The 21,759-nt window shown below is 65.2% G+C and carries 22 protein-coding genes and 1 pseudogene; 10 read left to right on the top strand and 13 right to left on the bottom strand.

From position 1 onward, the window contains the following. Positions 1 to 106: 106 nt before the first annotated feature. A pseudogene (locus WDM24_RS22785) lies at positions 107 to 882 on the bottom strand (IS5 family transposase). A gap of 69 nt (positions 883 to 951) precedes the next feature. Further along, positions 952 to 2,289, bottom strand: a complete 1,338-nt coding sequence (locus tag WDM24_RS22780) for an MFS transporter (protein ID WP_414645620.1) — start codon at positions 2,287 to 2,289, stop codon at positions 952 to 954. Between the two features lie 328 nt (positions 2,290 to 2,617). Between WDM24_RS22780 and WDM24_RS22775 the strand changes: the two genes are divergently transcribed. Next, complete coding sequence (locus WDM24_RS22775; protein WP_338827004.1) at positions 2,618 to 3,556, top strand: LysR family transcriptional regulator; 939 nt, start codon at positions 2,618 to 2,620, stop codon at positions 3,554 to 3,556. A gap of 18 nt (positions 3,557 to 3,574) precedes the next feature. Here the strand turns inward: WDM24_RS22775 and WDM24_RS22770 are convergent, their stop codons facing one another. Beyond that, positions 3,575 to 4,768: a GNAT family N-acetyltransferase gene (locus WDM24_RS22770; RefSeq protein WP_338827003.1), complete on the bottom strand. Its 1,194-nt coding sequence runs from the start codon at positions 4,766 to 4,768 to the stop codon at positions 3,575 to 3,577. 132 nt (positions 4,769 to 4,900) lie between these two features. Here WDM24_RS22770 and WDM24_RS22765 point away from each other — a divergent pair, with 132 nt between their 5' ends. After that, on the top strand, positions 4,901 to 5,965 hold the full coding sequence (locus WDM24_RS22765; protein ID WP_338827001.1) for a polysaccharide deacetylase: 1,065 nt from the start codon (positions 4,901 to 4,903) through the stop codon (positions 5,963 to 5,965). Here the strand turns inward: WDM24_RS22765 and WDM24_RS22760 are convergent. Further along, positions 5,962 to 6,171 carry a DUF2842 domain-containing protein gene (locus WDM24_RS22760; RefSeq protein ID WP_029082837.1) on the bottom strand — a complete coding sequence of 70 codons (210 nt, stop codon included), beginning with the start codon at positions 6,169 to 6,171 and terminating at the stop codon, positions 5,962 to 5,964. The genes WDM24_RS22765 and WDM24_RS22760 overlap by 4 nt on opposite strands. A 190-nt stretch (positions 6,172 to 6,361) precedes the next feature. Between WDM24_RS22760 and WDM24_RS22755 the strand changes: the two genes are divergently transcribed. Further along, positions 6,362 to 7,447, top strand: coding sequence for a COX15/CtaA family protein (locus tag WDM24_RS22755; RefSeq protein ID WP_338689099.1), 1,086 nt, complete (start codon positions 6,362 to 6,364; stop codon positions 7,445 to 7,447). A gap of 38 nt (positions 7,448 to 7,485) precedes the next feature. On the opposite strand, the gene nadC is transcribed toward WDM24_RS22755, so the two are convergent. From nadC to WDM24_RS22715, 8 genes are all read right to left on the bottom strand, one after another. Beyond that, on the bottom strand, positions 7,486 to 8,337 hold the full coding sequence (gene nadC / locus WDM24_RS22750; RefSeq protein ID WP_338689097.1) for a carboxylating nicotinate-nucleotide diphosphorylase: 852 nt from the start codon (positions 8,335 to 8,337) through the stop codon (positions 7,486 to 7,488). Beyond that, positions 8,334 to 9,884 (bottom strand): L-aspartate oxidase, encoded by a 1,551-nt coding sequence (locus tag WDM24_RS22745; RefSeq protein WP_338826999.1) that lies wholly within the window; start codon positions 9,882 to 9,884, stop codon positions 8,334 to 8,336. Before WDM24_RS22745 ends, nadC begins: the two co-directional genes overlap by 4 nt. Further along, positions 9,881 to 10,867 (bottom strand): quinolinate synthase NadA, encoded by a 987-nt coding sequence (gene nadA, locus WDM24_RS22740; protein ID WP_338689093.1) that lies wholly within the window; start codon positions 10,865 to 10,867, stop codon positions 9,881 to 9,883. The genes WDM24_RS22745 and nadA overlap by 4 nt, the downstream gene beginning before the upstream one ends. 54 nt (positions 10,868 to 10,921) lie before the next feature. Continuing rightward, entirely contained in the window at positions 10,922 to 11,878 is a 957-nt protein-coding gene (locus WDM24_RS22735; RefSeq protein WP_338826998.1) for an NUDIX hydrolase, read from the bottom strand. Positions 11,879 to 11,890: 12 nt separating this feature from the next. Beyond that, a complete protein-coding gene (locus WDM24_RS22730) occupies positions 11,891 to 12,295 on the bottom strand; it encodes a hypothetical protein (protein WP_338689088.1) in 405 nt (134 codons plus the stop codon). A 130-nt stretch (positions 12,296 to 12,425) separates the two neighbouring features. Beyond that, a complete protein-coding gene (locus tag WDM24_RS22725; protein WP_166294710.1) occupies positions 12,426 to 13,706 on the bottom strand; it encodes an O-acetylhomoserine aminocarboxypropyltransferase in 1,281 nt (426 codons plus the stop codon). Between the two features lie 148 nt (positions 13,707 to 13,854). Next, entirely contained in the window at positions 13,855 to 14,439 is a 585-nt protein-coding gene (locus WDM24_RS22720; protein ID WP_166294712.1) for a CoA-binding protein, read from the bottom strand. A gap of 7 nt (positions 14,440 to 14,446) precedes the next feature. Next, positions 14,447 to 15,274: an enoyl-CoA hydratase gene (locus tag WDM24_RS22715; protein ID WP_338826996.1), complete on the bottom strand. Its 828-nt coding sequence runs from the start codon at positions 15,272 to 15,274 to the stop codon at positions 14,447 to 14,449. A gap of 70 nt (positions 15,275 to 15,344) precedes the next feature. Here WDM24_RS22715 and WDM24_RS22710 point away from each other — a divergent pair, with 70 nt between their 5' ends. From WDM24_RS22710 to WDM24_RS22685, 6 genes are all read left to right on the top strand, one after another. Then, on the top strand, positions 15,345 to 15,773 hold the full coding sequence (locus tag WDM24_RS22710) for a PaaI family thioesterase (protein WP_076857819.1): 429 nt from the start codon (positions 15,345 to 15,347) through the stop codon (positions 15,771 to 15,773). A 153-nt stretch (positions 15,774 to 15,926) separates the two neighbouring features. Next, positions 15,927 to 16,391 (top strand): 50S ribosomal protein L13, encoded by a 465-nt coding sequence (gene rplM, locus WDM24_RS22705; RefSeq protein ID WP_029082848.1) that lies wholly within the window; start codon positions 15,927 to 15,929, stop codon positions 16,389 to 16,391. Next, complete coding sequence (gene rpsI, locus WDM24_RS22700) at positions 16,392 to 16,868, top strand: 30S ribosomal protein S9 (RefSeq protein WP_029082849.1); 477 nt, start codon at positions 16,392 to 16,394, stop codon at positions 16,866 to 16,868. Between the two features lie 246 nt (positions 16,869 to 17,114). Next, positions 17,115 to 18,332: a GGDEF domain-containing protein gene (locus WDM24_RS22695; RefSeq protein ID WP_338826994.1), complete on the top strand. Its 1,218-nt coding sequence runs from the start codon at positions 17,115 to 17,117 to the stop codon at positions 18,330 to 18,332. Positions 18,333 to 18,376: 44 nt separating this feature from the next. Next, positions 18,377 to 18,613: a hypothetical protein gene (locus tag WDM24_RS22690; RefSeq protein WP_166294717.1), complete on the top strand. Its 237-nt coding sequence runs from the start codon at positions 18,377 to 18,379 to the stop codon at positions 18,611 to 18,613. A gap of 117 nt (positions 18,614 to 18,730) precedes the next feature. Then, a complete protein-coding gene (locus WDM24_RS22685) occupies positions 18,731 to 19,027 on the top strand; it encodes an antibiotic biosynthesis monooxygenase family protein (RefSeq protein ID WP_166294719.1) in 297 nt (98 codons plus the stop codon). 73 nt (positions 19,028 to 19,100) lie between these two features. Here the strand turns inward: WDM24_RS22685 and WDM24_RS22680 are convergent, their stop codons facing one another. Continuing rightward, positions 19,101 to 20,243, bottom strand: a complete 1,143-nt coding sequence (locus WDM24_RS22680) for an AI-2E family transporter (protein WP_338826993.1) — start codon at positions 20,241 to 20,243, stop codon at positions 19,101 to 19,103. Between the two features lie 265 nt (positions 20,244 to 20,508). On the opposite strand from WDM24_RS22680, the gene WDM24_RS22675 reads away from it, so the two are divergent. Beyond that, a complete protein-coding gene (locus WDM24_RS22675; protein WP_338826992.1) occupies positions 20,509 to 21,279 on the top strand; it encodes a gamma-glutamyl-gamma-aminobutyrate hydrolase family protein in 771 nt (256 codons plus the stop codon). Positions 21,280 to 21,759 lie beyond the last annotated feature (480 nt).

The following is a 21,759-nucleotide window of genomic DNA, read 5'->3' as shown; positions in this document are numbered from 1 at the left end:
GTTCTGATTGAATCAGAACCGAAGCTCTAGCTTCTTGTTTTGACGCGTTTTCTTCACGCGAACCGGCGCCCACTTCGCTCGAAAACGCTCTAGGTGGTGTGGACACTTATCGCATCCATAAGACGATGGCTGCGAGAGTGACGACGGCCAGGTAATTTCGGGCGGTCTTTTCGAAGCGGGTTGCAACGCGGCGGAACTGCTTGAGCTTTGAGAAGCAGCATTCGACGAGATGACGCTGGGCATAGAAATGCTTGTCGAGTGGATATTTGAGCGCGCGTGACGGGTTGTTGGGGATCACGGCGAGCGCGCCTTTGGCGGCGATGGCCTGGCGCAAGTGATCGGCGTCATAGGCCGTATCGGCCATGACGACCTCGGCGGATAAGCCTTCGATCAATGCGGCGGCTTGCGGTGCATCGCCCTTCTGACCTGCGGTAAGCGTGAACCGCACCGGACATCCCAAGCCTCGAACGGCCATGTGTATCTTGGTGCTCAGGCCGCCGCGCGAGCGGCCGATCGCTTGATCTTCCGCTTGATCTTCAGACCCCCCTTTTTGGCGCCGGCGGCGTGCTGATGCGCCCGAACAATGGTGGAATCGACGATCAGATATTCGAAGTCCGGATCATCGGACATCGCCTCGAAGATCCGCCACCAAACACCCTTGATGCTCCATCGACTGAAGCGCCGGAACACGCTGTTCCAGTCCCCAAACACCTCCGGAAGATCGCGCCAGGGAGACCCCGTACGCACGATCCACAGCACACCTTCCACGAACATCCGGTTGTCGCGCCCGGTGGAGCCCTTCTGATCGGGGCGCCCTATGATCAGCGGCGCTATCCGCTCCCACGCCGCGTCGCTCAATACCAAACGGTCCATCACACCCAAGGCGGCCTCCCCAAAAGCAGCCTTGAATCTGATTTGCTCCTAAAAGGGAATCCTTAGAGTCCACACCACCTAGTGCGCCATCATCGGCTCGCGCATCGAACGTTCGAGCACCGGATCGATCCGCAGCCGGATCGTGACCAGCGCGCCGATCAGTCCGACGACCGCAAGCAGCAGCAGGCCTGCGGTGAATCCGCCGGTCAGGTCCTTCAGATAGCCCATCGCGAACGGGCCGGCGAAGCCTGAGAGATTGCCGAGTGAGTTGATCGCGGCAATGCCCGCCGCGGCCGAGGCGCCATTCAGGATGCTGGCCGGCATCGGCCAGAACATCGGCGGCACCGACGAAACGCCGATCTGCGCGATGCAGAGCAGGCCGATGATCAGCACCGGACTAGAGACCAGTCCGGCGAGGCCGATGCCGACTGCGGCCAGCGTCAACGCGCCGGCAACATGGTATCGCCGCTCGCCGGTTTTGTCGGAATGGCGGCCGAGCAGGACCATGCCGATCGCGCCGAACACGAAGGGCAGGGCGGCGATCAGGCCGGTCTGGGTGTCGGTGACGCCAAACGCCTTGATGATGGTCGGCAGGAAGAACGCGACGCCGTAGCTTGCGGCGTTGAGGCAGAAATACACCAGCGCGCAGGCGAGCACCCGCGAATCGGTGAGCGACTGCAGCACCGAGATGTGCTCCACCGCCTCCTTCTTCTGCCTCTCGATCTCGAGCGTGTTCTGGACCCACTTGATCTCGTCGGGTTGCAGCCAAGTCGCCTGGCGCGGGAAGTCGGGCAGCATGATCAGAACGGCGAAGCCGACCAGCACCGACGGCAGCGCTTCCAAGATGAACAGCCACTGCCACCCGCCCAGACCGGCACCCGACACATTGAGCAGCAGGCCCGAGATCGGCGCGCCGATGATGCTGGAGATCGGGATCGCCAGCATGAACAGGCTGATGACGCGCGCCCGATAGACCGTCGGGAACCAGAGCGTCAGATAGAAGATGATGCCGGGGAAGAAGCCGGCCTCGCAGGCGCCGAGCAGCAGGCGCAGGAAGTAGAAGATCCACTCGCTCGACAGGCCGCTGGCCGCGGACATCTGCGGGATGAAGGCGAATGCCGCGGAGACGATGCCCCAGCTGATCATGATACGGGCGATCCAGCGCCGCGCGCCGAACCGCTCCAGAAGGATGTTGGAGGGCACCTCGAAGAAGAAGTAGCCGATGAAGAACAGTCCCGCGCCGAGCCCGTAAGCGGCTTCGCTCAGCCCGAGCGCGGTGTTCATGTGCAGCTTGGCAAAGCCGACATTGACGCGATCGAGATAGGCCACGAAGTAACACAGGATGAGGAACGGAATCAGCCGCCGCATCATTTTCCCGATCGCGCGCTTCTCGACATCGTCGGTCATCGTTCCCATCCCTTCTGGTTTTTCGATACGGCGCACGGTGGCCGCGCTGTCCGGGCGGCACCTGGTGCAGCCGCAGCGGTCCGTCGCCTTGCCCTTGCAAGTATTGCATTCATTGTTGTGTAATCGACCGCCGCGTGACTAATGGCATTTGGGAATGGAGCCACGGCGAAACTGTCATGATGCACCGCGGTATAAACGCGGGAACTCTGGAGCGTTTTCCAGCGAACTGGATCCCGGTTCGCGTCAGGAAAACGCGTCAAAATAGAATCTAGAGCCTTGTCCGTTCCGATTTGATCGGAACGGACAAGGCTCTGGCCGGGCAGGATGGTGGCGGGCCGTGATCAATAATCTGAAATTGCGCCAGTTGCGCCTGCTGGTGGCGCTCGACAGCGAGCGCAAGCTGCAGCTGGCCGCCGAACGCCTCAACATCACCCAGTCGGCGGCATCCAAGATGCTGGCCGAGATCGAGGCCGTGGCGCGGGTTCCGTTGTTCGAGCGAACCGCGCGCGGCGTCGAGCCGACGGCCTACGGCTCGATCCTGATCCGCGGCGGCCGGAGCGTGCTGGCCGACCTTGACCGGGTCACCGACGAATTCGCGGGTTACCGGTCCGGCGAGCTCGGCACCGTATCTGTCGGAACGGTCGCCAAGCCCAGCATCGACCTCGTCGTCGACGTCATGCAGTATCTCGGCGAGAAATTGCACCGGGTGAACATTTCGCTCGATGTCAGCACGAGCCCACCGCTGGTTGCGCGGCTTCTCGCGCTCGAGCTGGATTTCGTCGTTGCGCGAATTCCCGCCGGCGTCGATTCCGGGCAGTTCGACTATCACGAGATCGGCGCCGAGCAGGCCGGCCTGCTGGTTCGCGCCGAGCATCCGCTGGCCGCGCTCGACAGCGTCAATCTGGAAGACACGGTCGACCTGCAATGGATCTCCCAGCCGCGGGAATCCTTCATGCGCCAGGCGCTAGAGCGGCTGTTCTACAGCCGGGGCATCGCGCCGCCGCAGCGCATGATCAACACCGAATCCTTCTCCGCGTCGATTGGAATTGCCGCGGGGATCGATGCGATCGTGCCGGTGCCGTTGCTGATCTTCGATCTGCTCGATCCGCAGCGCTTCAAGATGCTGCGCATCCGCGACCAGCTGATGCTCGAGAGCTACGGGCTGATCAAGCTGCGCAGGCGCGCGCTGTCGCCGGCCGCGATGCTGGTGTTCGATGCGATGATGCGGCTTGGCGTCGAGAGCGGCCGGCAGGCGCCGGACAGCTCGTCCGCCTGACGTCGGCCGCAGCCGTCCTCAGCGGAACATGCTGCGCAGGTTCTGGGCGATCTCGAACAGCGCCGGGTTGTGCTTCACCGCGCGCTTGGCGCGATTGATGGCCGACAATGCGCTGGCCGCCGGCTTGCCGCGCAGGCTGAGCGGAATGAAGCTGTCGACGATCGCTTCGTCGTCCTTGCAGAACAGCCGCTTGTACTCGTCCGAGCCGATGCCGAGATCGAAGGCGCGGTAGTCCTGGCCGGCATGGCGATCGATGATGTCGCGCATCAGGATCAGGCCGGGGCTGAACTTGGCATTGGCCGACATCGTGTAGGTGTTGAACATCATCGAGAAGCGATGGCCGTCGGACACGCCGGCGAAGATCGCGATCACTTCCTCGTCGCACTCCAGCGCGTGGATGTCGATCGCATAGCCCTTGCCGTCGGCGCGCGGCGCCAGGCAGGCGGTACGGATGAACTGCTCGATGCCCGGCTCGGCGAACACGTTCGGCAGCTTCTGCTCGGCCATGCGCTGCGGCTTGACGCGGAAGAACCAGTCGAGCAGGCGGCAGACGTCGGCGCTGTCGGCCGCGACGTGATAGCGGTAGCCCGGCAATGGCTGCAGCTTGCGCTCCTTGCCCTTGAGGCGGCGACGGAACGAGTTGCTGATCAGTGTCGCGGGTGCCGCGCCGCGCTCGATCACCAGCAGCGGGCAGTCGTTGACCGAGGGTTGATGCGGCAGCAGCGCCAGCGGATTCGGCAGCTCCTGCCAGCGCAGCGGCTGCTGGCACAGCACCAGCGCATCGGCGCGGGACCGTTCGGCGATCGAGCCGATCAGGGCCGTGATGTCGGCCTCGGTCGCGTTGGCGGCGAAATCCTTCTCGCACAGCGCCATGTTGAAGGTCGCGTGCTTGCCGCCCATGAAGCTCGCGCAATTCGCGCCCAGGCGCTGCTCGATGGCGAGCGGCAACAGCAGCAGCGGCCGGCGCTCGCTGTCATGGGCGACGACGATGAAGGGCCGCAGGCCCTCGCGCTCGCCGACCTGGCGCTGCCAGTTGGCGAGGAAATCGAAGCGCTGATATGGGGTGTAGGAATGCTGCGGTGTCTCGAGACTGCGCCAGGTCGCCTCGGCCGCCGTGAGATCATGAAAGATATCGACGCCGGCGACGCGGGTTGCGTTCGGCCACGTTCGCGTCCCCGCCGTCTGGCCTTCAATTGCCGCCGCCATGACCATCTCGGAACCCAAATTTCTTAAGGTATTAATTCACAGTTCTCGGCTGGGGCCGACCTTCGCAGGGAAATGTCAACAAAGAGTAATAACAATGCCGCGGCGGGGCGTGGGAACCGCCGGACAGAGGCGGGGATCTTGGCGCCGGACAACGGGATTTTGCGACGGGCCCGGATGGAGCTCGCGTATTTCAGTGGCGCCTTCCGCCTGCGCGAGCGCGAGGCCGGCGGCGCCGGAGTGATCCTGCGCTTCGCGCGCGTCCGCCCTAATCGCCGGGGCCGGTTCCAGCCGCTGAAGTCCCAGGAGGTCACGCCGGCCTTCCTCGATCGCACGATCCGTGCGCTGAAGCGCTGGCGCTACGACATCGTCGGGATCGAGGAGGCCTGCCGCCGCGCGGTGACCTTGCCGGAGCACCGGCGCTTTGCCTGCCTGACTTTCGACGGCGCCAGCAAAGACATCCTCACGCATGCCTATCCGGTGCTCGCCCGGCACGCCGTCCCCTTCACGCTCTATCTGCCGACGGCGTTTCCCGATGGCGTCGGCGTGGCGTGGTGGCTGGCGCTCGAGGACATCATCGCGCGCGAAAGCCGCATCAGCCTTGTCATCGACGGCAGGGAACGGCACTTCGGGGTCGCGACGCTGTCCGACAAGTATGAGCTGTTCGACTTTCTGTCCGGCTGGCTGCGCAAGCTGCCGCCGTCGGATTTGTCGTATGCGGTGAATGATCTCGGCCGGCGCTATGCGGCCGACGCGGCGCAGATGTCGCGCAGCACCTCGCTCGACTGGCAGGATCTCGCGAAGCTTGCGGCCGATCCAAACGTGACGTTCGGCAGCGCCACGGTGAACTATTCCGTGCTGTCGAACCTCCGCGACGCCGACGCAAAGCGCGAGATGGCGATGGGGAAGGCGGTGGCCGAGAGCGCGCTGCGGCGGCCGGTCCCGCATTTCGCGTTTCCGTTCGGGGACCGCGACTCGTTCCGCCGTCCGCATGTGGTGATGGCCGAGGAGGCCGGCTTTGCCAGCGCGGTGTCGACCATATCAGGTGTCGTCGAGGCGCAGGGGCGCACCAACCTTCACGCGCTGCCGCGGATCGCCTGGGACGGCCGGGTGCGCTCACTGCGGATCATGCGGGTGTTGCTGTCGGGCGTGATGTTTCCGCCGGTGCAGCCGACGCGGCATGCGCGCGATCAAAACGCCATTTAAGCGCGGTCGGGCCGCGACATCCAGGAGACGATCGGCATCGCCGGCAGCACCCAGCCGAGACCCGCGACGACGTAGAAGATCGCCTGCAGCAGCCCCGAATTGGCGAGCCATGGCGTCTGGGCGATCGTCATGCCAAGCAGTGACCACACCACGACCAGGATCAGCAGGGCGATGGTTCCGAGCAATTTGCGGGTGCGTATGGCCATGGCGGATATGTATGACTCGTGATTCAGAGCGTTTTCGAGCGAAGTGGACACCGGTTCGCGTCAAGAAAACGCGTCAAAACAACATTCCGAAGCTTCGCTCCGATGTATCGGAACGAGGCCCCAGGCGGCGCTTGCGCCGCGGGCGAGGCGGACTATAAGGGGCGCGAAAATCCAATCAAGTCAGGGCGAAATGGCCGGCATTCCCGCAAAGACATCGCAGCTCCGCGCCGTCAGGATCTGGCTGTTCGCAGTCGCTGCCCTGATCGCGCTGATGGTGCTGGTCGGCGGTGCCACGCGGCTCACCGAGTCTGGCCTGTCGATCGTCGAATGGAAGCCCGTGACCGGCGCGCTGCCGCCGCTGACCGAGGCGCAGTGGACGCAGGCCTTCGAGGGCTACAAGACCATCCCGCAATACCGCGAGCTCAACGCCGGGATGACGCTTGATCAGTTCAAGACGATCTTCTGGTGGGAGTGGAGCCACCGGCTGCTCGGTCGGGTGATCGGCGCCGCCTATCTGCTGCCGTTCCTGTATTTCCTGTGGCGCGGCGCGGTGAGCGGCGAACTTGGCCGGCGGCTGTGGATCATCTTCGGCCTCGGCGCGCTGCAGGGCGGCGTCGGCTGGTGGATGGTCGCGTCCGGTCTCTCGGAGCGCCTCGAGGTGTCGCAATATCGTCTGGCGACGCACCTGGTGCTGGCGCTGTTGATCTTTGCGGCGATCGTCTGGACGCTGCGGCGGTTGACCGATCGTCCGTCCGTGATCGCGCCGCTCAGGCTGAAGATCACGAGTGCGGTGCTGCTGGTGCTGACCTTCGTGCAGCTCTATTTCGGCGCGCTGGTCGCGGGCCTGCGCGCGGGCAGGGTCTACAACACCTGGCCCGAGATCGACGGCGGCTTGATTCCGTCGGCTGACCGTCTCTGGTTCGAGACGCCGTGGTGGCGCAACCTGTTCGACAACACGCTGACGGTGCAATTCGAGCACCGCATGACCGCCTATCTGCTGTTCGCGCTGGCGATCGCACATGCGATCGATGCCGTGCGCGCGCGCGCCGGAGGGGCGGTGATCGCGGGGGCCTGGTGGCTGGTTGCGGCGATCACGCTACAGGCGACGCTCGGCATCCTGACGCTGCTGCATCAGGTGCCGATTGATCTGGCGTTGACGCACCAGGCGGTCGCGATCGTCGTGCTGACGCTCGCGGTGCTGCAGGCCGAGCGCTTCGCGGTGCGCCGGACCGAGCGGGACCAGCCGACCCTTGTTCCGGTCGGCCAGGCCGGTTGATTCCTCAACCCGGTTGATCCTTCAACCTCTCTGATCCATCAAGAGAGATAGTCGAGCCCGATATCGAGCGCGGCCGAGCTGTGGGTCACCCAGCCGACCGAGATCAAATCGACGCCGGTCGCGGCAATCGCCGCGGCGGTCGCTGCGGTGATGCGGCCGGAGGCCTCGGTGATCGCCTTGCCGCGCGCCATCTGAACCGCCTGGCTGAGTTGCTCCGTCGTCATGTTGTCGAGCAGGACCGCGTCGACGCCGAGCGCCAGCGCCTCCTCGAGCTGCGACAGCGTGTCGACCTCGACCTCGATCTTGACGAGATGACCGGCATTGGCCTTGGCGCGCTCGATCGCGGTGCGGATGCCGCCGGCAAGCGCAATGTGGTTGTCCTTGATCAGCACGGCATCATCGAGCCCGAAGCGGTGATTGCCGCCGCCGCCGGCGCGCACCGCATATTTCTCGAGCGCACGCAGTCCCGGCGTGGTCTTGCGGGTGCAGACGATTTGCGCGCGCGTGCCTGCGACCGCCTTGACCAGCGTCGCCGTTGCGGTCGCGACGCCGCTCAGATGGCAGAGGAAGTTGAGCGCGGTTCGTTCCGCGGTGAGCAGGCTGCGGGCCGGGCCGTCGATGATCGCGATGACCTGGTCGGGTTCGACCGCGCTGCCGTCGGGCCGCTCGGCGCGCAGCGTGATGGAAGGCGACACCGTCTGGAACGCGGTGCGGGCCACGTCGAGCCCCGCGATCACGCCGGGCTGCCGCGCCCGCATCACCAGCCGCGCCTGCTGGGTGGCCGGTACGATCGCATCTGCCGTGATATCGCCCGCACGGCCGAGGTCCTCGCGCAGGGCGGTCTGCACGATCGGCTCGTAGATCAGCGGCAACAGGGAATTGAGGGTCATGAGCGGGCACTCCTGGCTGGCAGCTTGGACTCGACGATGTCGCGCGCGGCGGCGAGCGCCTCGTCACGGGTGAGGGACGACGGAGCCGCCGACAAAGCGGTGTGCGGGAAATCGGTGCGGAAATGACCGCCACGGCTTTCCTCGCGTCGGATCGCGGCAACCGCGATCATCAATCCGACCAGCGCTGCGTCGGATGCCGCACTCTGACCGCGCGCGAGCGGAGTGAGGCCGCGGATCGTGCGTGCGATGCCGTCGTGGTCGCGCAGCACGCCGAGCCCCTGGGAGAGGATCGGCCGCACGGCGGAGGGATCGGAGGCAGGCGGCAACGCCTCGTCGCGCAGCATCGCGCGCGGACCCGCGCTCACGCCTTCGATGCTTTCGGCGACCCAGCGCGCGCAGACGATCGCTTCCATCAGCGAGTTGCTGGCGAGCCGGTTGGCGCCGTGCAGTCCGGTACGCGCGGCTTCACCGCAGGCCCACAGACCCTGCACCGTGCTGCGGCCATGACCGTCCACCGCGATGCCGCCCATGTGATAGTGCACCGCCGGCCGGATCGGGATCGGATCGCAGGCCGGATCGATGCCGGCCATCTTGCAGAACACACTGATCACGGGATAGCGCTGGGCAAAGTCCGCGCCCGGATGTTTGCGCGCATCGAGGAAGGTGCGATGTCCTGCAGCACGATGGCGCCAGACCGCGCGCGCGACGATGTCGCGTGGCGCGAGCTCGGCGCCGGGCTGGTCGGCCATGAAGCGCTGCCCGGTCTCGTCGATCAGCACTGCGCCGTCGCCGCGGATCGCCTCGGTTAACAGCGGCATCGGCCGTGACGGCCCATCGAAGGCGGTCGGATGAAACTGGACGAATTCGATATCCGAGAGTGTTGCGCCGGCATGTGCCGCGAGCGCGAGCCCCTGACCGAAGCATCCGCCCGGATTGGTGCTGTCGGCGAACAGCCCGCCAATGCCGCCGGTCGCAATCACCACGCGATTGGTGACGATCGTCAGCGCGCCGCTTGCGTTGGCTGCAAGCACGCCCCTGAGCGCATTGTCCTCGACCAGCAGCCGGCGCGCCTCGACGCCTTCAAGCAGCGTGATCGATGGCGTCCGGCGGACCGCTGAAATCAGCGCGCGCATGATCTCGCGGCCGGTGCCGTCGCCGGTGGCGTGCACGATGCGGTTGCGGCCGTGCGCGGCCTCGAGCCCGAGGCGCCAGCTGCCGTCGGCGCGCCGGTCGAATGCGACGCCGAGTTCGGCAAGGTGCTCAACGGCGGAGGGTGCGGCATGAACGATCCGGGACGCTGCGGCCGCATCGCAGAGGCCGGCACCGGCTGCAAGCGTATCGGCCAGATGCAGGGCAGGGGTGTCGTCTGCGCCGACCGGCGCTGCGAGGCCGCCCTGCGCCCACATGCTGGAGGCTTCCGCGCCGAGCGGCGATTTCGACAGCAGCACGACCGGCTCGGGCGCGAGCTGAAGCGCGGTCATCAGCCCCGCGGCGCCGCCGCCGATGATGACCGGGCGGCCGTCGAGATCGGAAATGTCGGTGCTCATATCGCCAGCATCCTTTCGACACTCCTGCGCGCACGATCGGCGATCGCGGGGTCGATCGTGACCTCGTGCTGATTGGTCTCCAGTGCGTGGCGGATGTTCTTCAGCGTGATCCGCTTCATGTGCGGGCAGAGATTGCAGGGGCGGACGAAGTCGATATCCGGATTGCGCGCCGCGATGTTGTCGCTCATCGAGCACTCCGTCAGCAGCACGACGCGGGGCGGTCGCTTGGTCTCGACGAACGACTGCATCGCTGCCGTCGATCCCGAAAAGTCAGCTTCGGCGACGACTTCGGGCGGGCATTCCGGATGCGCCAGGATGGTGACGTCGGGGTGATTTTCACGCAGCTGGCGCACGTCGTCGGCGGTGAACAGCTCGTGCACCTCGCAATGGCCTTTCCAGGCGATGATCTTCTTGCTGGTCTGTTTCGCGATGTTCTGCGCCAGATATTCATCCGGCAGCATGATGACGCGCTCGGCGCCGAGCGATTCCACCACCTTCAGCGCGTTGCCCGAGGTGCAGCAGATATCGGACTCCGCCTTCACCGCGGTCGAGGTGTTGACATAGGCGACGACGGGCGCGTCTGGATAGCGCGCGCGCATCAGCCGCACGTCAGCCGGCGTGATGGAATCCGCCAGCGAGCAGCCGGCCTTCAGGTCGGGGATCAGCACGGTCTTGGCCGGATTGAGCAGCTTTGCCGTCTCGGCCATGAAGTGCACGCCGGCGAGCACGATGACATCGGCGTCGACCTTGGTCGCCTCGCGCGCGAGCAGGAGGCTGTCGCCGACGATATCGGCGACGCCGTGGAAGATTTCCGGTGTCTGGTAATTGTGCGCCAGCACCACCGCATTGCGGCGGCGTTTCAGCGTGAGGATCGCATCGACGTCCTCGGCGAAAGTGGCCCATTCGAACGGCGGGATGACGCGCTTGACGCGCTCATAGAGCGGTGCAGTGCGGGCGAGCAGATCGGTATCGAGTGCAACCATTTATACTCTCCGTGAGCATAAGATGGCTTATACTTATCCTGAGCATAAGGCGTGTCAAGTGCGCGAAAGCGGCAGCTTGGTGCCGGCGACGGCCCGTTCGGCCAGCACGGCATGGCGGAAGCGGAACAGCTTGGCCGGCCGTCCGACCGTATCGGCGGCCATTGCGCCAGTCTCTTCAACGAGTTCCTGCTGCTCGATGAGCCGGCGGAAGTTCTGCTTGTGGACCAGCCGGCCTGCGAGTGCCTCAACACTGCGTTGCAGTTGCAGCAGGGTGAACTCGGCCGGCATCAGCTCGAATACCACAGGGCGGTATTTGATTTTGGCGCGCAGCCGCGCGATGCCGGTCGCGAGAATGCGGCGATGATCCGCCGTCATCGGTTTTCCTGGTATGAGCAATGCCTCGCGGGCTTGCGCGCGGCCGGCCTCCGGGATCAGTCCGGCCTCGTAGAGCAGTTCGTAGCGCTGCAGCACGAGCTCTTCGTTCCAGTCGCGGTCATCGAGGCCGAAGGTGATGGCGCAGCGCTGCCAGCGCTCGCGCTGCAGCGTCGGTGACGGCGCCGCTTTCGCCCACGCTTTCAGTTTCGGCGCAATCAGTTTGGCAACGAACGCCGGCGCGCCGGCGCGATGATCCTCCCAGGGAAAGTAGTCGTACCAGCCGGACCAGTGCGCCTCGAAACCTTCGCCGACCTTGTCCTCGCGGGTCAGGCCGAGATAGCTGATCGAAACGCTGTGCGGCGACCTGGCGTCGCCGGACCGGCCGCGGTCGGCGAAAGTGTAGAGCTGCTCGACATAGCCGAGCGGGTGGCCGGTCTGGGCCTCGACCCAGGCCCGCAACGCGGTCTGCAGCGAGCGGTGGGTGAACTCGAACGGGCCGCTCGGCAGCGCGGCACCGCCGGCGATGGTCACGATCTTGGGCGTGCCGTCGGTGACGGCGACCAGCACCGCGACGAGATCGGCGGTGATCGCGTTCCCCGAAGCCGGTGCGCTGGTTTTCTGCGGCGATCTGGCCACGCTCGTCCCGCGCTAGCAGTAGCCGTAGACGCCGCAGGCGTAGGGCAGGCGGTCCCAGTAGGTCACATAGGCGCCGCCGTAATAGGGGCCGAAATAGTTGTAGGAATGCCAGTTGCCGTAATAGCCGGGCAGTGACGACGATCCGGGCAGCAGCGGTTCACCCACCACGTATGGGATGTAGGGCTCGGCGTTCAGCGGGATCACCTCAGGCTCGACCACCACGAGCTGGCGCCCGCGCCGCACATAGGTCGGCGGCGTGATGGTGGTGCGGTAGGCATAGTTCCGGCGCGGCAGGCCAGCCGGCAGCTGGCGCGCGGCCTTCACGGTGGCGCGTTTGGTGGCGACAGGGCCGTCGGCGGCGTCAGCAGGCGAGATCGCAAACAGCGCGATCGCGAGCGGCAATATCCAGCGCAGCATCAATGGTCTCCCGAATCATCCGGAGCCTATCACTGCCACTTTATGCCGGATTGAGCGTTAACAAGAGACCCGTCGTTTTAGGCAAGGTTACTGGAGCGATGCGGTGCACCGCTCCGGAACAAGCGCGGGATCAGGCGCGCAGGGCCTCGTCCAGGTCCGCAATCAGGTCTTCCTTGTCCTCGATGCCGATCGAGAGCCGGACCACGTCGGGTGCCGCGCCCGACTTCACCTTGGCGGCGTCGTCGAGCTGGCTGTGGGTGGTGGAGGCCGGGTGGATCACCAGCGAGCGGGTGTCGCCGACATTGGCGAGATGCGAGAACAGTTTCAGGTTCGACACCAGATTGACGCCGGCGTCATAGCCGCCCTTGAGGCTGAAGGTGAACACCGCGCCGGCGCCCTTCGGCGCGTATTTGCGCTGCAGGGCGTTGTACCTGTCGCCGGGCAGACCGGCGTAGTTCACCGCCGACACGGCCGGATGAGTGGAGAGGAATTCCGCCACTGCCTTGGCGTTATCGCAGTGCTTCTGCATGCGCAGCGGCAGCGTCTCGATGCCGGTGAGGATCATGAAGGCGTTGAACGGCGACAGCGCAGGGCCGAGGTCGCGCAGCCCGAGCACCCGGCAGGCGATCGCGAAGGCGAAATTGCCAAAGGTCTCCTGGATCCGGATGCCGTGATATTCCGGGCGCGGCTCGCTCAGCATCGGATATTTGTTGTCCTTCGACCAGTCGAAGGTGCCGGCGTCGACGATGATGCCGCCGAGCGAATTGCCGTGACCGCCGAGGAATTTTGTCAGCGAGTGCACAACGATGTCGGCGCCGTGATCGATCGGCTTGATCAGATAGGGCGAGGCCAGCGTGTTGTCGACGATCAGCGGCACGCCGGCCTTGCGCGCAACGGCCGCGATCGCCTCGATATCGGTGATGCTGCCGGCGGGGTTGGCGATCGACTCGATGAATATCGCCTTGGTGTGCGGCGTCACCGCGCGCTCGAAGCTTTCGATCTCGTCGGGATCGGCCCAGGCCACGTTCCAGCCGAACGCCTTGAAGGCGTGGGTGAACTGGTTGATCGAGCCGCCATAGAGCTTGCGCGCCGCAATGATCTCGTCGCCGGGCCGGAGCAGCTGCTGCAGCACGACGAGCTGCGCGGCGTGGCCGGAGGCAACCGCGAGTGCCGCGGTGCCGCCCTCCAGCGCTGCGACGCGTTCCTCGAGCACCGCGTTGGTCGGGTTGCCGATGCGGGTATAGATGTTGCCGAACGCCTGCAGGCCGAACAGCGAGGCGGCGTGGTCGGCGTCGTTGAAAACGAATGACGTGGTCTGGTAAATCGGCGTCGCCCGCGCGCCGGTGGTGGGATCAGGCTGTGCGCCGGCGTGCACGGCGAGGGTGGAAAATCCCGGAACGCGATCGGTCATTCTTTTTTGTCCTGTTGTGGCCTGGTCGAAACGCGCGGCATGCTGATGGCGGCGGCGCCCGCCGTCAAGCGAGTTGGGTACGCCGCCAGTTTTGGGAGGGGCATCCCACGCTATACCGGTCAATCGGAAGGAATATTCCGCTGCGATGTCAGCTCGTCTCGGTCTTGTTCTTCGCCGCGCGGTCGGATGCCGCGGTCTGGCCGCCGCCAAAACTCGTGCGGTTGAGCGACAGCCGCATGCCCTGCGTCGGGATCGGCGCGCGCTTGGAACTGAGCGTGCGCGAGTTGACGCCCATCCAGGATATCTCGGATGACAGCCGGCCATACTCGATCTTCGGGCAGCGATTCATCACCACCTTGAGGCCCGCGGCTTCCGCCTTCTCGGCGGCGGCATCGTCGCGTGCGCCAAGCTGCATCCAGATCACCTTCGGCGGCGGCGACAGTTTCAGCGCCTCGTCGACGACGGGCATGATGTGGCTCGAATTGCGGAAGATGTCGATCATGTCGATCGGGCGACCGATGTCCGCAAGCGAAGCGACGAACGGCTTGCCCATCAGCGACTTGCCGACATGGCCGGGATTGACCGGGATCATGTCGTAGCCGCGCTGCGCCAGATATTTGAAGGCAAAATAGCTCGGCCGCACGTTGACCGGCGAGGCGCCGACCATCGCGATCGACTTCACGCTGTTCAGGATGCTGCGGATGTAGTTGTCGTCGTAGGCGTCGTGATTCATTTCGGTCTTACTTATCCTGCCACTTCGGATGGCGCTTCTCGATGAAGGCGCCGATGCCTTCCTCGGCGTCGCGCGCCATCATGTTTTCGGTCATCACCTCGGCCGCGAAGCGATAAGCGTCGGCAAGGCTCATCTCGGCCTGGCGATAGAACGCCTCCTTGCCGAGCTTGACGGTGTAAGCCGATTTCAGCGCGACCTTCTCGGCCAGCGCGATCGCGGCGTCGCGCTCAGAGCCTGCTGATACCACGCGGTTGATCAGGCCGATGCTCTGCGCCGTTGCCGCCGAGATCGGCTCGCCGGTGAGCAGCATCTCCATCGCCTGCTTGCGCGGCACGTTGCGCGACAGCGCCACCATCGGCGTCGAGCAGAACAACCCGATGTCGACGCCGGGCGTCGCAAACGTCGCGGCCTCGGATGCAATTGCGAGGTCGCAGCTGGCGACAAGCTGGCAGCCGGCCGCTGTCGCGACGCCCTGCACGGCGGCGACAACCGGCTTCGGCAGGTGCACGATGGCCTGCATCATCGCGCTGCATGCGTTCATGATCTCGGCGAAATAGGCGCGGCCGCGGTCGGCATCGCTGCGGCGCGCGGTCAGTTCCTTCATGTCGTGGCCGGCGGAGTAGGCCGGGCCGTTGGCTGCGAGCACGACCCCGCGGATGGCTTTGTCGTCGCGGATATCATTCAGCGCAGCGTGCACCTCGCGGATCAGGCCTTCGGAGAGGCTGTTGCGCGCCGCGGGGCGGTTGAGCGTCAGTAGCGCGATACTGCCGACGGTCTCGCGCAGCAGGATTGGCTGATGTTGCGGCGCTTCGGCGCGGGCGGCTTGGGCGGACATGGTGAAATTCCACTTTGGTCTCTGTGACAACTTAATGTAACAGGCAGGCTGAAGCGAGGGCAGGGACCGCATGGCGATTGCGAAAATGAGCGTGGCTGAGCTGGAGGAGTTCCTGCGCAAGGAATTTCCGCAGGCGTTCACCCACGACGACATCAGGATCGAAAGCGCCGACGGCGAGACGGCCCTGCTGCGCCAGCGCTTCAGCGAGCGGATGCTGCGGCCCGGCGGCACGGTGTCCGGCCCGACCCTGATGGGACTGGCGGATTTTGCCATGTATGTGGTGCTGCTTTCGGCAATCGGGCCGATCGGCCTTGCCGTCACCACCAACCTCAACATCAACTTCCTGCGCAAGGGCCAGCCGGGCCAGGACGTGCTCGCGGTGGCCAAGCTGCTCAAGCTCGGCAAGCGGCTTGCGGTCGGCGAGGTGAACCTGCTGTCCGGTACTTCGCCCGATCCGATCGCCCATGTCACCGCGACCTATTCCATTCCAAATCAATAGGCTTTTTCGCGGTATTATTGCACCATATTTACAAGCCGTTGTTTTTGCTGATGTAATTATGTCATGTCGGCGTTGACGCGCGGCCGCGGCTTCTCTAGAAAGCCGCCCAGTTCGGCGCATTCGGCGCCGATTTGCTTTTCACGGATTTCACACATGAGCACGTTCTCGGCCAAGCCCGCCGAAGTGACGAAGAAGTGGGTCGTGATCGACGCCAAGGGTCTGGTCGTCGGTCGTCTCGCCACGCTCGTCGCGATGCGCCTGCGCGGCAAACACCTGCCCACCTACACCCCGCACGTCGACTGCGGCGACAACGTCATCATCGTCAACGCCGCGCATGTGGTGCTGACCGGCCGCAAGCGCGACCAGAAGACGTACTACAAGCACACCGGCTTCATCGGTGGCATCAAGGAGCGCACCGCGAAGCAGATCCTCGAGGGTCGCTTCCCCGAGCGCGTCGTCGAGAAGGCGATCGAGCGCATGATCCCGCGCGGTCCGCTCGGCCGCATGCAGATGAGCAATCTGCGCGTCTATCCGGGTGCCGAGCATCCGCATGAGGCCCAGAGCCCCGAGAAGGTCGATATCGCTTCCCTGAATCGCAAGAACACGAGGGCCGCATAAATGTCCGAAACGTTGCAGTCCCTCGACCAGCTCTCGCAGGTCAAGCCGGCCGCGCCCGACGCGCCGAAGTATGTCAAGAAGGTCGACAAGTTCAACCGCGCCTACGCCACCGGCAAGCGCAAGGACGCCGTCGCCCGCGTCTGGATCAAGCCGGGTGCCGGCAAGATCTCGGTCAACACCCGCGACATCGAAATCTACTTCGCCCGTCCGGTGCTGCGCATGATGATCCAGCAGCCGCTGGTCGCTGCCGCCCGTAACGGTCAGTACGACGTGATCTGCACCGTCGCCGGCGGCGGTCTGTCCGGCCAGGCCGGTGCTGTCCGCCACGGCATCTCGAAGGCGCTGACCAATTTCGAGCCTGAGCTGCGCGGCGTCCTCAAGAAGGGCGGCTTCCTGACCCGCGACAGCCGCACGGTCGAGCGCAAGAAATACGGCAAGGCGAAGGCCCGCAAGTCCTTCCAGTTCTCGAAGCGCTAATTCGAGTCCTAAAATTCGCGGCAAATGCCGTGAGCATCGAGTTGCAGAGGGCGCCGAGAGGCGCCCTTTTTGCTGTGTCCAACGAAGCCAGCTTCGACGCGAATTAGCGCAGTTTTTCATGAAAACTTGCGTGTGCGTGCAAACGAAATTGGAACTCGGGCCTTCTAGCGTGCGGGCTCGCACTGGCGCTGCATCACCTTTTATTTGCGCCTGCGAACGTTGCATCACACCGGGCTGGGGTGAGTTATGTCGTTCGATCCATCGACACTTTATTTGTTCGCCACCATGGTTGCGGGCATGCTCGGCGCCATGCTGTGGCTGTTCGGCAGGCAGGAGAACATTCCCGCGCTGAAATGGTGGGGCACCGCCTATCTGCTCGGCGCGGCCTCGGTCGCACTCTGGACGGTCGGCAGTTCGACGCTCGACGCCATGGTCCTGATGGGGCTGAATGCGATCGGCTTCGCGGCCTGCGGCATGGTCTGGAATGCCGCGCGGATCTTCCACGGCCGCAAGGCCAACCTGCCGGGCCTCGTGCTCGGCCCGATCGCGTGGATCGGTGCTGCGATGACGGTGGAGGATCACGCGCTGCGCCTGACGATCGGCGCCGGGATCGTCGCGATCTACGCGGCGCTGACCGCCTCCGAGCTCTGGAGCGAGCGCCGCCGCGTGCTGAAGCGGCGCTGGCTTGCGATCGTGATCCCGGTCGCGCACGGCTGCGTGCTGATGCTGCCGATCCTGGTCGGCGACCTGCTGCGATTCAACGGCCAGAACTACGTCAGCAGCTTCTGGGTCACGCTGTTCTCGATCGAACTCGTGCTGTACGCGATCGGCACGGTGTTCGTGATCTTCATGATGGTGTCGGACCGCGCGGTGGCCGTGCACAAGACCGCCGCGTCGGTCGATCCGTTGAGCGGCATGCTCAACCGCCGCGGCTTCACCGAGGCCTGCACGCGGGTGATCGAGCGCGAGGCCAATGCCGGCCGCCCGGTCACGGTGATGATCTTCGACATCGATCATTTCAAGTCGATCAACGACCGCTTCGGCCATCCCGCCGGCGACGAGATCCTCAAACTGTTCTCCGCCGTCGTGGTCAACAGTCTCAGGATCAGCGATCTGTCGGGCCGGATCGGCGGCGAGGAATTCGCGGCGCTGCTGCCGTGTTCGCTGGAGGAGGGCGTGCTGGTCGCCGAGCGCGTGCGCGAGGCCTTCGAGAACAGCAATATCGCCTGCGAGGAAGGTCCGGTCGATACCACGGTCAGCATCGGCGTGGCCGGCGGCCCCGCCGGCACCGAGCTCGAGGTGCTGCTGGCCTCGGCCGACACCGCGCTCTACCAGGCCAAGCGCGGCGGCCGCAACCGCGTCGAGGCGGCGGAGGAGTTGCCGCTGTCGCTGGAGAACTGGCGGCGCAAGACCGCGGGCCTGCCCGCAGCGGCGCGGCAGAAGCCGGCGACGGTGCGGACATGAGCGCGGTAACGACCGGTTAACCATTCGATCCCATGCTTTCGGGCATGGAGTCGATCCGCACCCGCAATCCCCAGTCAGCCCTGATGTCGCTCGAAGCCGACGCGGTTTCGGCGCGCAGCGGCTTCGCCTGCCTGTTCTCGAACTCCGATGAATATGAGACCGCGCTGATCGCCGAACGGCGCGCGCAGGGCCGATACCAACAGCCCAGAAGCCGCTGGCCGGTCGTGATGCTGCTTGGCGCGATGCTGATCGTTGCCGGTACCGTATTGCTGTTCAACTGAACCGCCGCAGGATCGACAGAGGAGGCGCCCCGGGCGGGGCGCCTTTTGCTTTTTCGCCGGCTGGGCTAGAGACGGGGCCTTTCCCAAGGGAAACCAATCAAGGGAGGCGACAGCCCAATGATCACCGAAATCGCACAGATCGACGTCAAGCCCGGCAGCGAGAAGGATTTTGAGGCCGCGGTGGCCAAGGCGCGCCCGCTGTTCCTGCGCGCCAAGGGCGGCAAGGGGTTTGAGCTGCACCGCTCGATCGAGAAGCCGTCGCGCTACCGGCTGGTGGCGAAGTGGGAGACGCTGGAGAACCACACCGTCGATTTCCGCGGCTCCGAGGATTTCACCGCCTGGCGCGCGCTGGTCGGCCCCTATTTCGCGGCGGCGCCCGAGGTCGAGCACACCGAGACGGTGCTGACCAGCTAAGGCAAGGGATTCTTGTCTTGACGCGTTTTCTTCACGCGAACCGGTGTTCACTTCGCTCGAAAACGGTCTAATTTTACGCGACCTGCGCAGGCGCCTGATCCTCTGCCTTGAAATGGTCGATCATCACCTTGGCGATCGCCATCAGCGGCAGCGCCAAGGCCAGCCCCCAGATGCCGAACACGACGCCGAGCAGGATCTGGAACGCGAACAGCGTCGCCGGCGGGATGTCGAGCGCCTGCCGCTGCACGATCGGCGTGATCACGTAACTCTCCAGCGCGTGCACGCCAAGGAACAGGATGAACGCGCTCAGCGCGGCGATCCATCCCGAGGCGAGGCTTGCCAGCACCACGATCAGTCCGGCGATGATCGCGCCGACGGTTGGGATGAAGGCCAGCAGCCCGGCCTGGATGCCGAGAATGAACGAGCTCGGAATGCCGATGATGGCAAGCCCGATCCAGGTGACGAGGAACACCGCCGCCATGGTGATGATCTGCGCGATCAGCCAGCGCTCCAGCGTCTCTCCGATGCGGTCGACGATGATGGTGGCCTGCGCGCGGTATTTGGCCGGCGCGATGAACAACAGCCCGGCGCGGTAGATGCTGGGCTGGGCCGCGAAGGCGAGGCCTAGAAACAGCACGATGAAGAAATTGCCGACGACGCTGACGGTGCCGAGCAGCACCTTCAGCGTCTGGCTGATGATGGCGCCGCCGCTCGAGGCCAGCGCGCCGGCCCCGGGGATGCCGTGCGACTGCGAGGTTGCGGGCGCCGTTGTCGTCGTCGCCACGCCGGTGCCGTCGGGTTTCGCTTCGCCTGCCGCATTGGTGAAATCGAGATAGCTGGTGTCGACGCCATGCTGCTCGAGGAATTCCTTGACGCTGCCGAGCTGCGATTTGATCGTGTTGCTCAGCACGGTTGCCTGCTGCGCGATCGTGGTACCGCCGAGGAACACGATGCCGGACAATAGTCCGGCCATCGCCAGGCAGACGATCGCAAGCCGCAACGCGTGAGGCAGCCCGGTCAGCCGGCCGAGCAGGGCGGCCATCGCGTTCAGGCCGACGCCGAGCAGCATGCCGGCGAACAGCAGGAACAAGGTCGCGGCGAAATGCCAGGCGAACATCAGCAGCGCGGCGAACAGCACGGCGCCGATGCCTCCGACGGCGATCGCCCACGCCATGTCGTTGCGGGCCTGCAGGCGATTGTCAGCCGGGTCTGTCACAGGTGATTCCCCCTTTGCGACGTGTCCGGAGCAGTCATTGGCGAAAATCCCGCCGGGATCAAGCTGGGCGGACCGTGCCGGTTTGCCGCTGACGCGCCGCGGCACCGGGGCGCAACTGGCCGCATTTGGGCCCCGGGTTGCTCGTCTGCGCAGAGCTGCAAGCCCCGCTGTGCAGATATAGACAGTTGATCCGGCAGGAACTCGAAGGCATGATCGTCTCCGCAACGTCGCAAACTTAGAAGAATCATTGCGCGAGACTTAGATAATGAGACGGCCCGTGGTCGGCGTGATCGGAAACGCCCATCGCATCGAAAATCGTTTCACAGTCCAGATGGTCGGGGAGCGCAACCTTCGCGCGGTTGCCGATGTGTCGGGTGCGGTGCCGCTGATGTTCGCTGCCAGCCCAGACATCACCGACGTCGGCGCCTTGCTCGACGTGGTCGACGGCGTGGTGCTGACCGGGGCCCGCGCCAACGTCCATCCGACGCGCTTCAATACCGAACCTTGTGCCGCGCACGAACCCTATGACCTCCACCGCGATGACGTCGCGCTCGCGCTGTCGGAGGCCTGTGTGGCGCGCGGCGTGCCGATCTTCGGCATCTGCCGCGGCCTGCAGGAGATGAACGTCGCGTTCGGCGGCTCGCTGCATCCGGAGATCCGAGAGATTCCAGGCCGCATGAACCACCGGATGCCGCGGCTGGACAACGGCGAAATCCACCCCGATCCCACCGTGGTGTTCGCCGACCGCCACGATGTCGCACTGACGCCAGGGGGCGCCTTCGCAAAGATCCTTGGCCGCGAGACCATCCGGGTCAATTCGCTGCACGGCCAGGGTATCCTTCAGCCGGGCAAGCGGGTCGTGATCGAGGGCATTGCCGAGGACGGCACCATCGAGGCGATCCGCATCGCGGATGCGCCCGGCTTTGCGCTCGGCGTGCAGTGGCACGCCGAATACGATCCGCAGCGCAATCCGATCAACCGCGCGCTGTTCGAAGCCTTCGGCGACGCGCTGCGCGAACGGCGGCGGGCGGCGTAGGGCGATTTCACCGCGATCCAGGGCAAATTCGGTGTCATCACCCGCGCATGCGGGTGATCCAGTATTCCAGAGACGCCAGTGCTTGAGCCGAAAGGCCGCGGCGTACTGGATCGCCCGGTCGAGCCGGGCGATGACAGATGTGGGTGGGGACGCAGCTTCGCGTTCTCGCGACATGATTTGCCCGAGCTTTGCTCTTCGTTCCGCCCTCTCTTGAACAGAGGGCGCAGGGAAAGCCGGGTGCCGATCGCACCCATGGGCCCCGAGCAAAAGGTAGAAAGCTCGGGGGTAGGACCACAGGTGTAACCGGAAAACACTCCGGCTTTCCCTGCGCGATGGGTTACGGCTTACTTCGTGCTCTCCCCGGCGAGACTGGGCTTGTTTGTCACCGCCTTCGCAAAAACGCCTGCGCGTTTCGCAAGGGGACACCGGCCACTAGGGCGTCAGGACCACACGACTTCACCGTCCGCCTCATGCGCACTC

The sequence above is a fragment of the Bradyrhizobium sp. 27S5 genome, assembly GCF_037217225.1.
Lineage (GTDB): Bacteria > Pseudomonadota > Alphaproteobacteria > Rhizobiales > Xanthobacteraceae > Bradyrhizobium > Bradyrhizobium septentrionale.
The sequence above is the reverse complement of the archived record's forward strand: the minus strand, read 5'-3'. Positions and strand labels throughout refer to the sequence as shown.

What these genes read in the sequence shown, in the direction of transcription:
- WDM24_RS22780 (WP_414645620.1), bottom strand. Translation starts at nt 2,289, where the DNA reads ATGGGAACGATGACCGACGATGTCGAGAAGCGCGCGATCGGGAAAATG.
- WDM24_RS22770 (WP_338827003.1), bottom strand. Translation starts at nt 4,768, where the DNA reads ATGGTCATGGCGGCGGCAATTGAAGGCCAGACGGCGGGGACGCGAACG.
- WDM24_RS22760 (WP_029082837.1), bottom strand. Translation starts at nt 6,171, where the DNA reads ATGGCCATACGCACCCGCAAATTGCTCGGAACCATCGCCCTGCTGATC.
- WDM24_RS22755 (WP_338689099.1), top strand. Translation starts at nt 6,362, where the DNA reads ATGGCCGGCATTCCCGCAAAGACATCGCAGCTCCGCGCCGTCAGGATC.
- nadC (WP_338689097.1), bottom strand. Translation starts at nt 8,337, where the DNA reads ATGACCCTCAATTCCCTGTTGCCGCTGATCTACGAGCCGATCGTGCAG.
- WDM24_RS22745 (WP_338826999.1), bottom strand. Translation starts at nt 9,884, where the DNA reads ATGAGCACCGACATTTCCGATCTCGACGGCCGCCCGGTCATCATCGGC.
- nadA (WP_338689093.1), bottom strand. Translation starts at nt 10,867, where the DNA reads ATGGTTGCACTCGATACCGATCTGCTCGCCCGCACTGCACCGCTCTAT.
- WDM24_RS22730 (WP_338689088.1), bottom strand. Translation starts at nt 12,295, where the DNA reads ATGCTGCGCTGGATATTGCCGCTCGCGATCGCGCTGTTTGCGATCTCG.
- WDM24_RS22725 (WP_166294710.1), bottom strand. Translation starts at nt 13,706, where the DNA reads ATGACCGATCGCGTTCCGGGATTTTCCACCCTCGCCGTGCACGCCGGC.
- WDM24_RS22720 (WP_166294712.1), bottom strand. Translation starts at nt 14,439, where the DNA reads ATGAATCACGACGCCTACGACGACAACTACATCCGCAGCATCCTGAAC.
- WDM24_RS22715 (WP_338826996.1), bottom strand. Translation starts at nt 15,274, where the DNA reads ATGTCCGCCCAAGCCGCCCGCGCCGAAGCGCCGCAACATCAGCCAATC.
- WDM24_RS22710 (WP_076857819.1), top strand. Translation starts at nt 15,345, where the DNA reads ATGGCGATTGCGAAAATGAGCGTGGCTGAGCTGGAGGAGTTCCTGCGC.
- rplM (WP_029082848.1), top strand. Translation starts at nt 15,927, where the DNA reads ATGAGCACGTTCTCGGCCAAGCCCGCCGAAGTGACGAAGAAGTGGGTC.
- rpsI (WP_029082849.1), top strand. Translation starts at nt 16,392, where the DNA reads ATGTCCGAAACGTTGCAGTCCCTCGACCAGCTCTCGCAGGTCAAGCCG.
- WDM24_RS22695 (WP_338826994.1), top strand. Translation starts at nt 17,115, where the DNA reads ATGTCGTTCGATCCATCGACACTTTATTTGTTCGCCACCATGGTTGCG.
- WDM24_RS22690 (WP_166294717.1), top strand. Translation starts at nt 18,377, where the DNA reads ATGGAGTCGATCCGCACCCGCAATCCCCAGTCAGCCCTGATGTCGCTC.
- WDM24_RS22685 (WP_166294719.1), top strand. Translation starts at nt 18,731, where the DNA reads ATGATCACCGAAATCGCACAGATCGACGTCAAGCCCGGCAGCGAGAAG.
- WDM24_RS22675 (WP_338826992.1), top strand. Translation starts at nt 20,509, where the DNA reads ATGAGACGGCCCGTGGTCGGCGTGATCGGAAACGCCCATCGCATCGAA.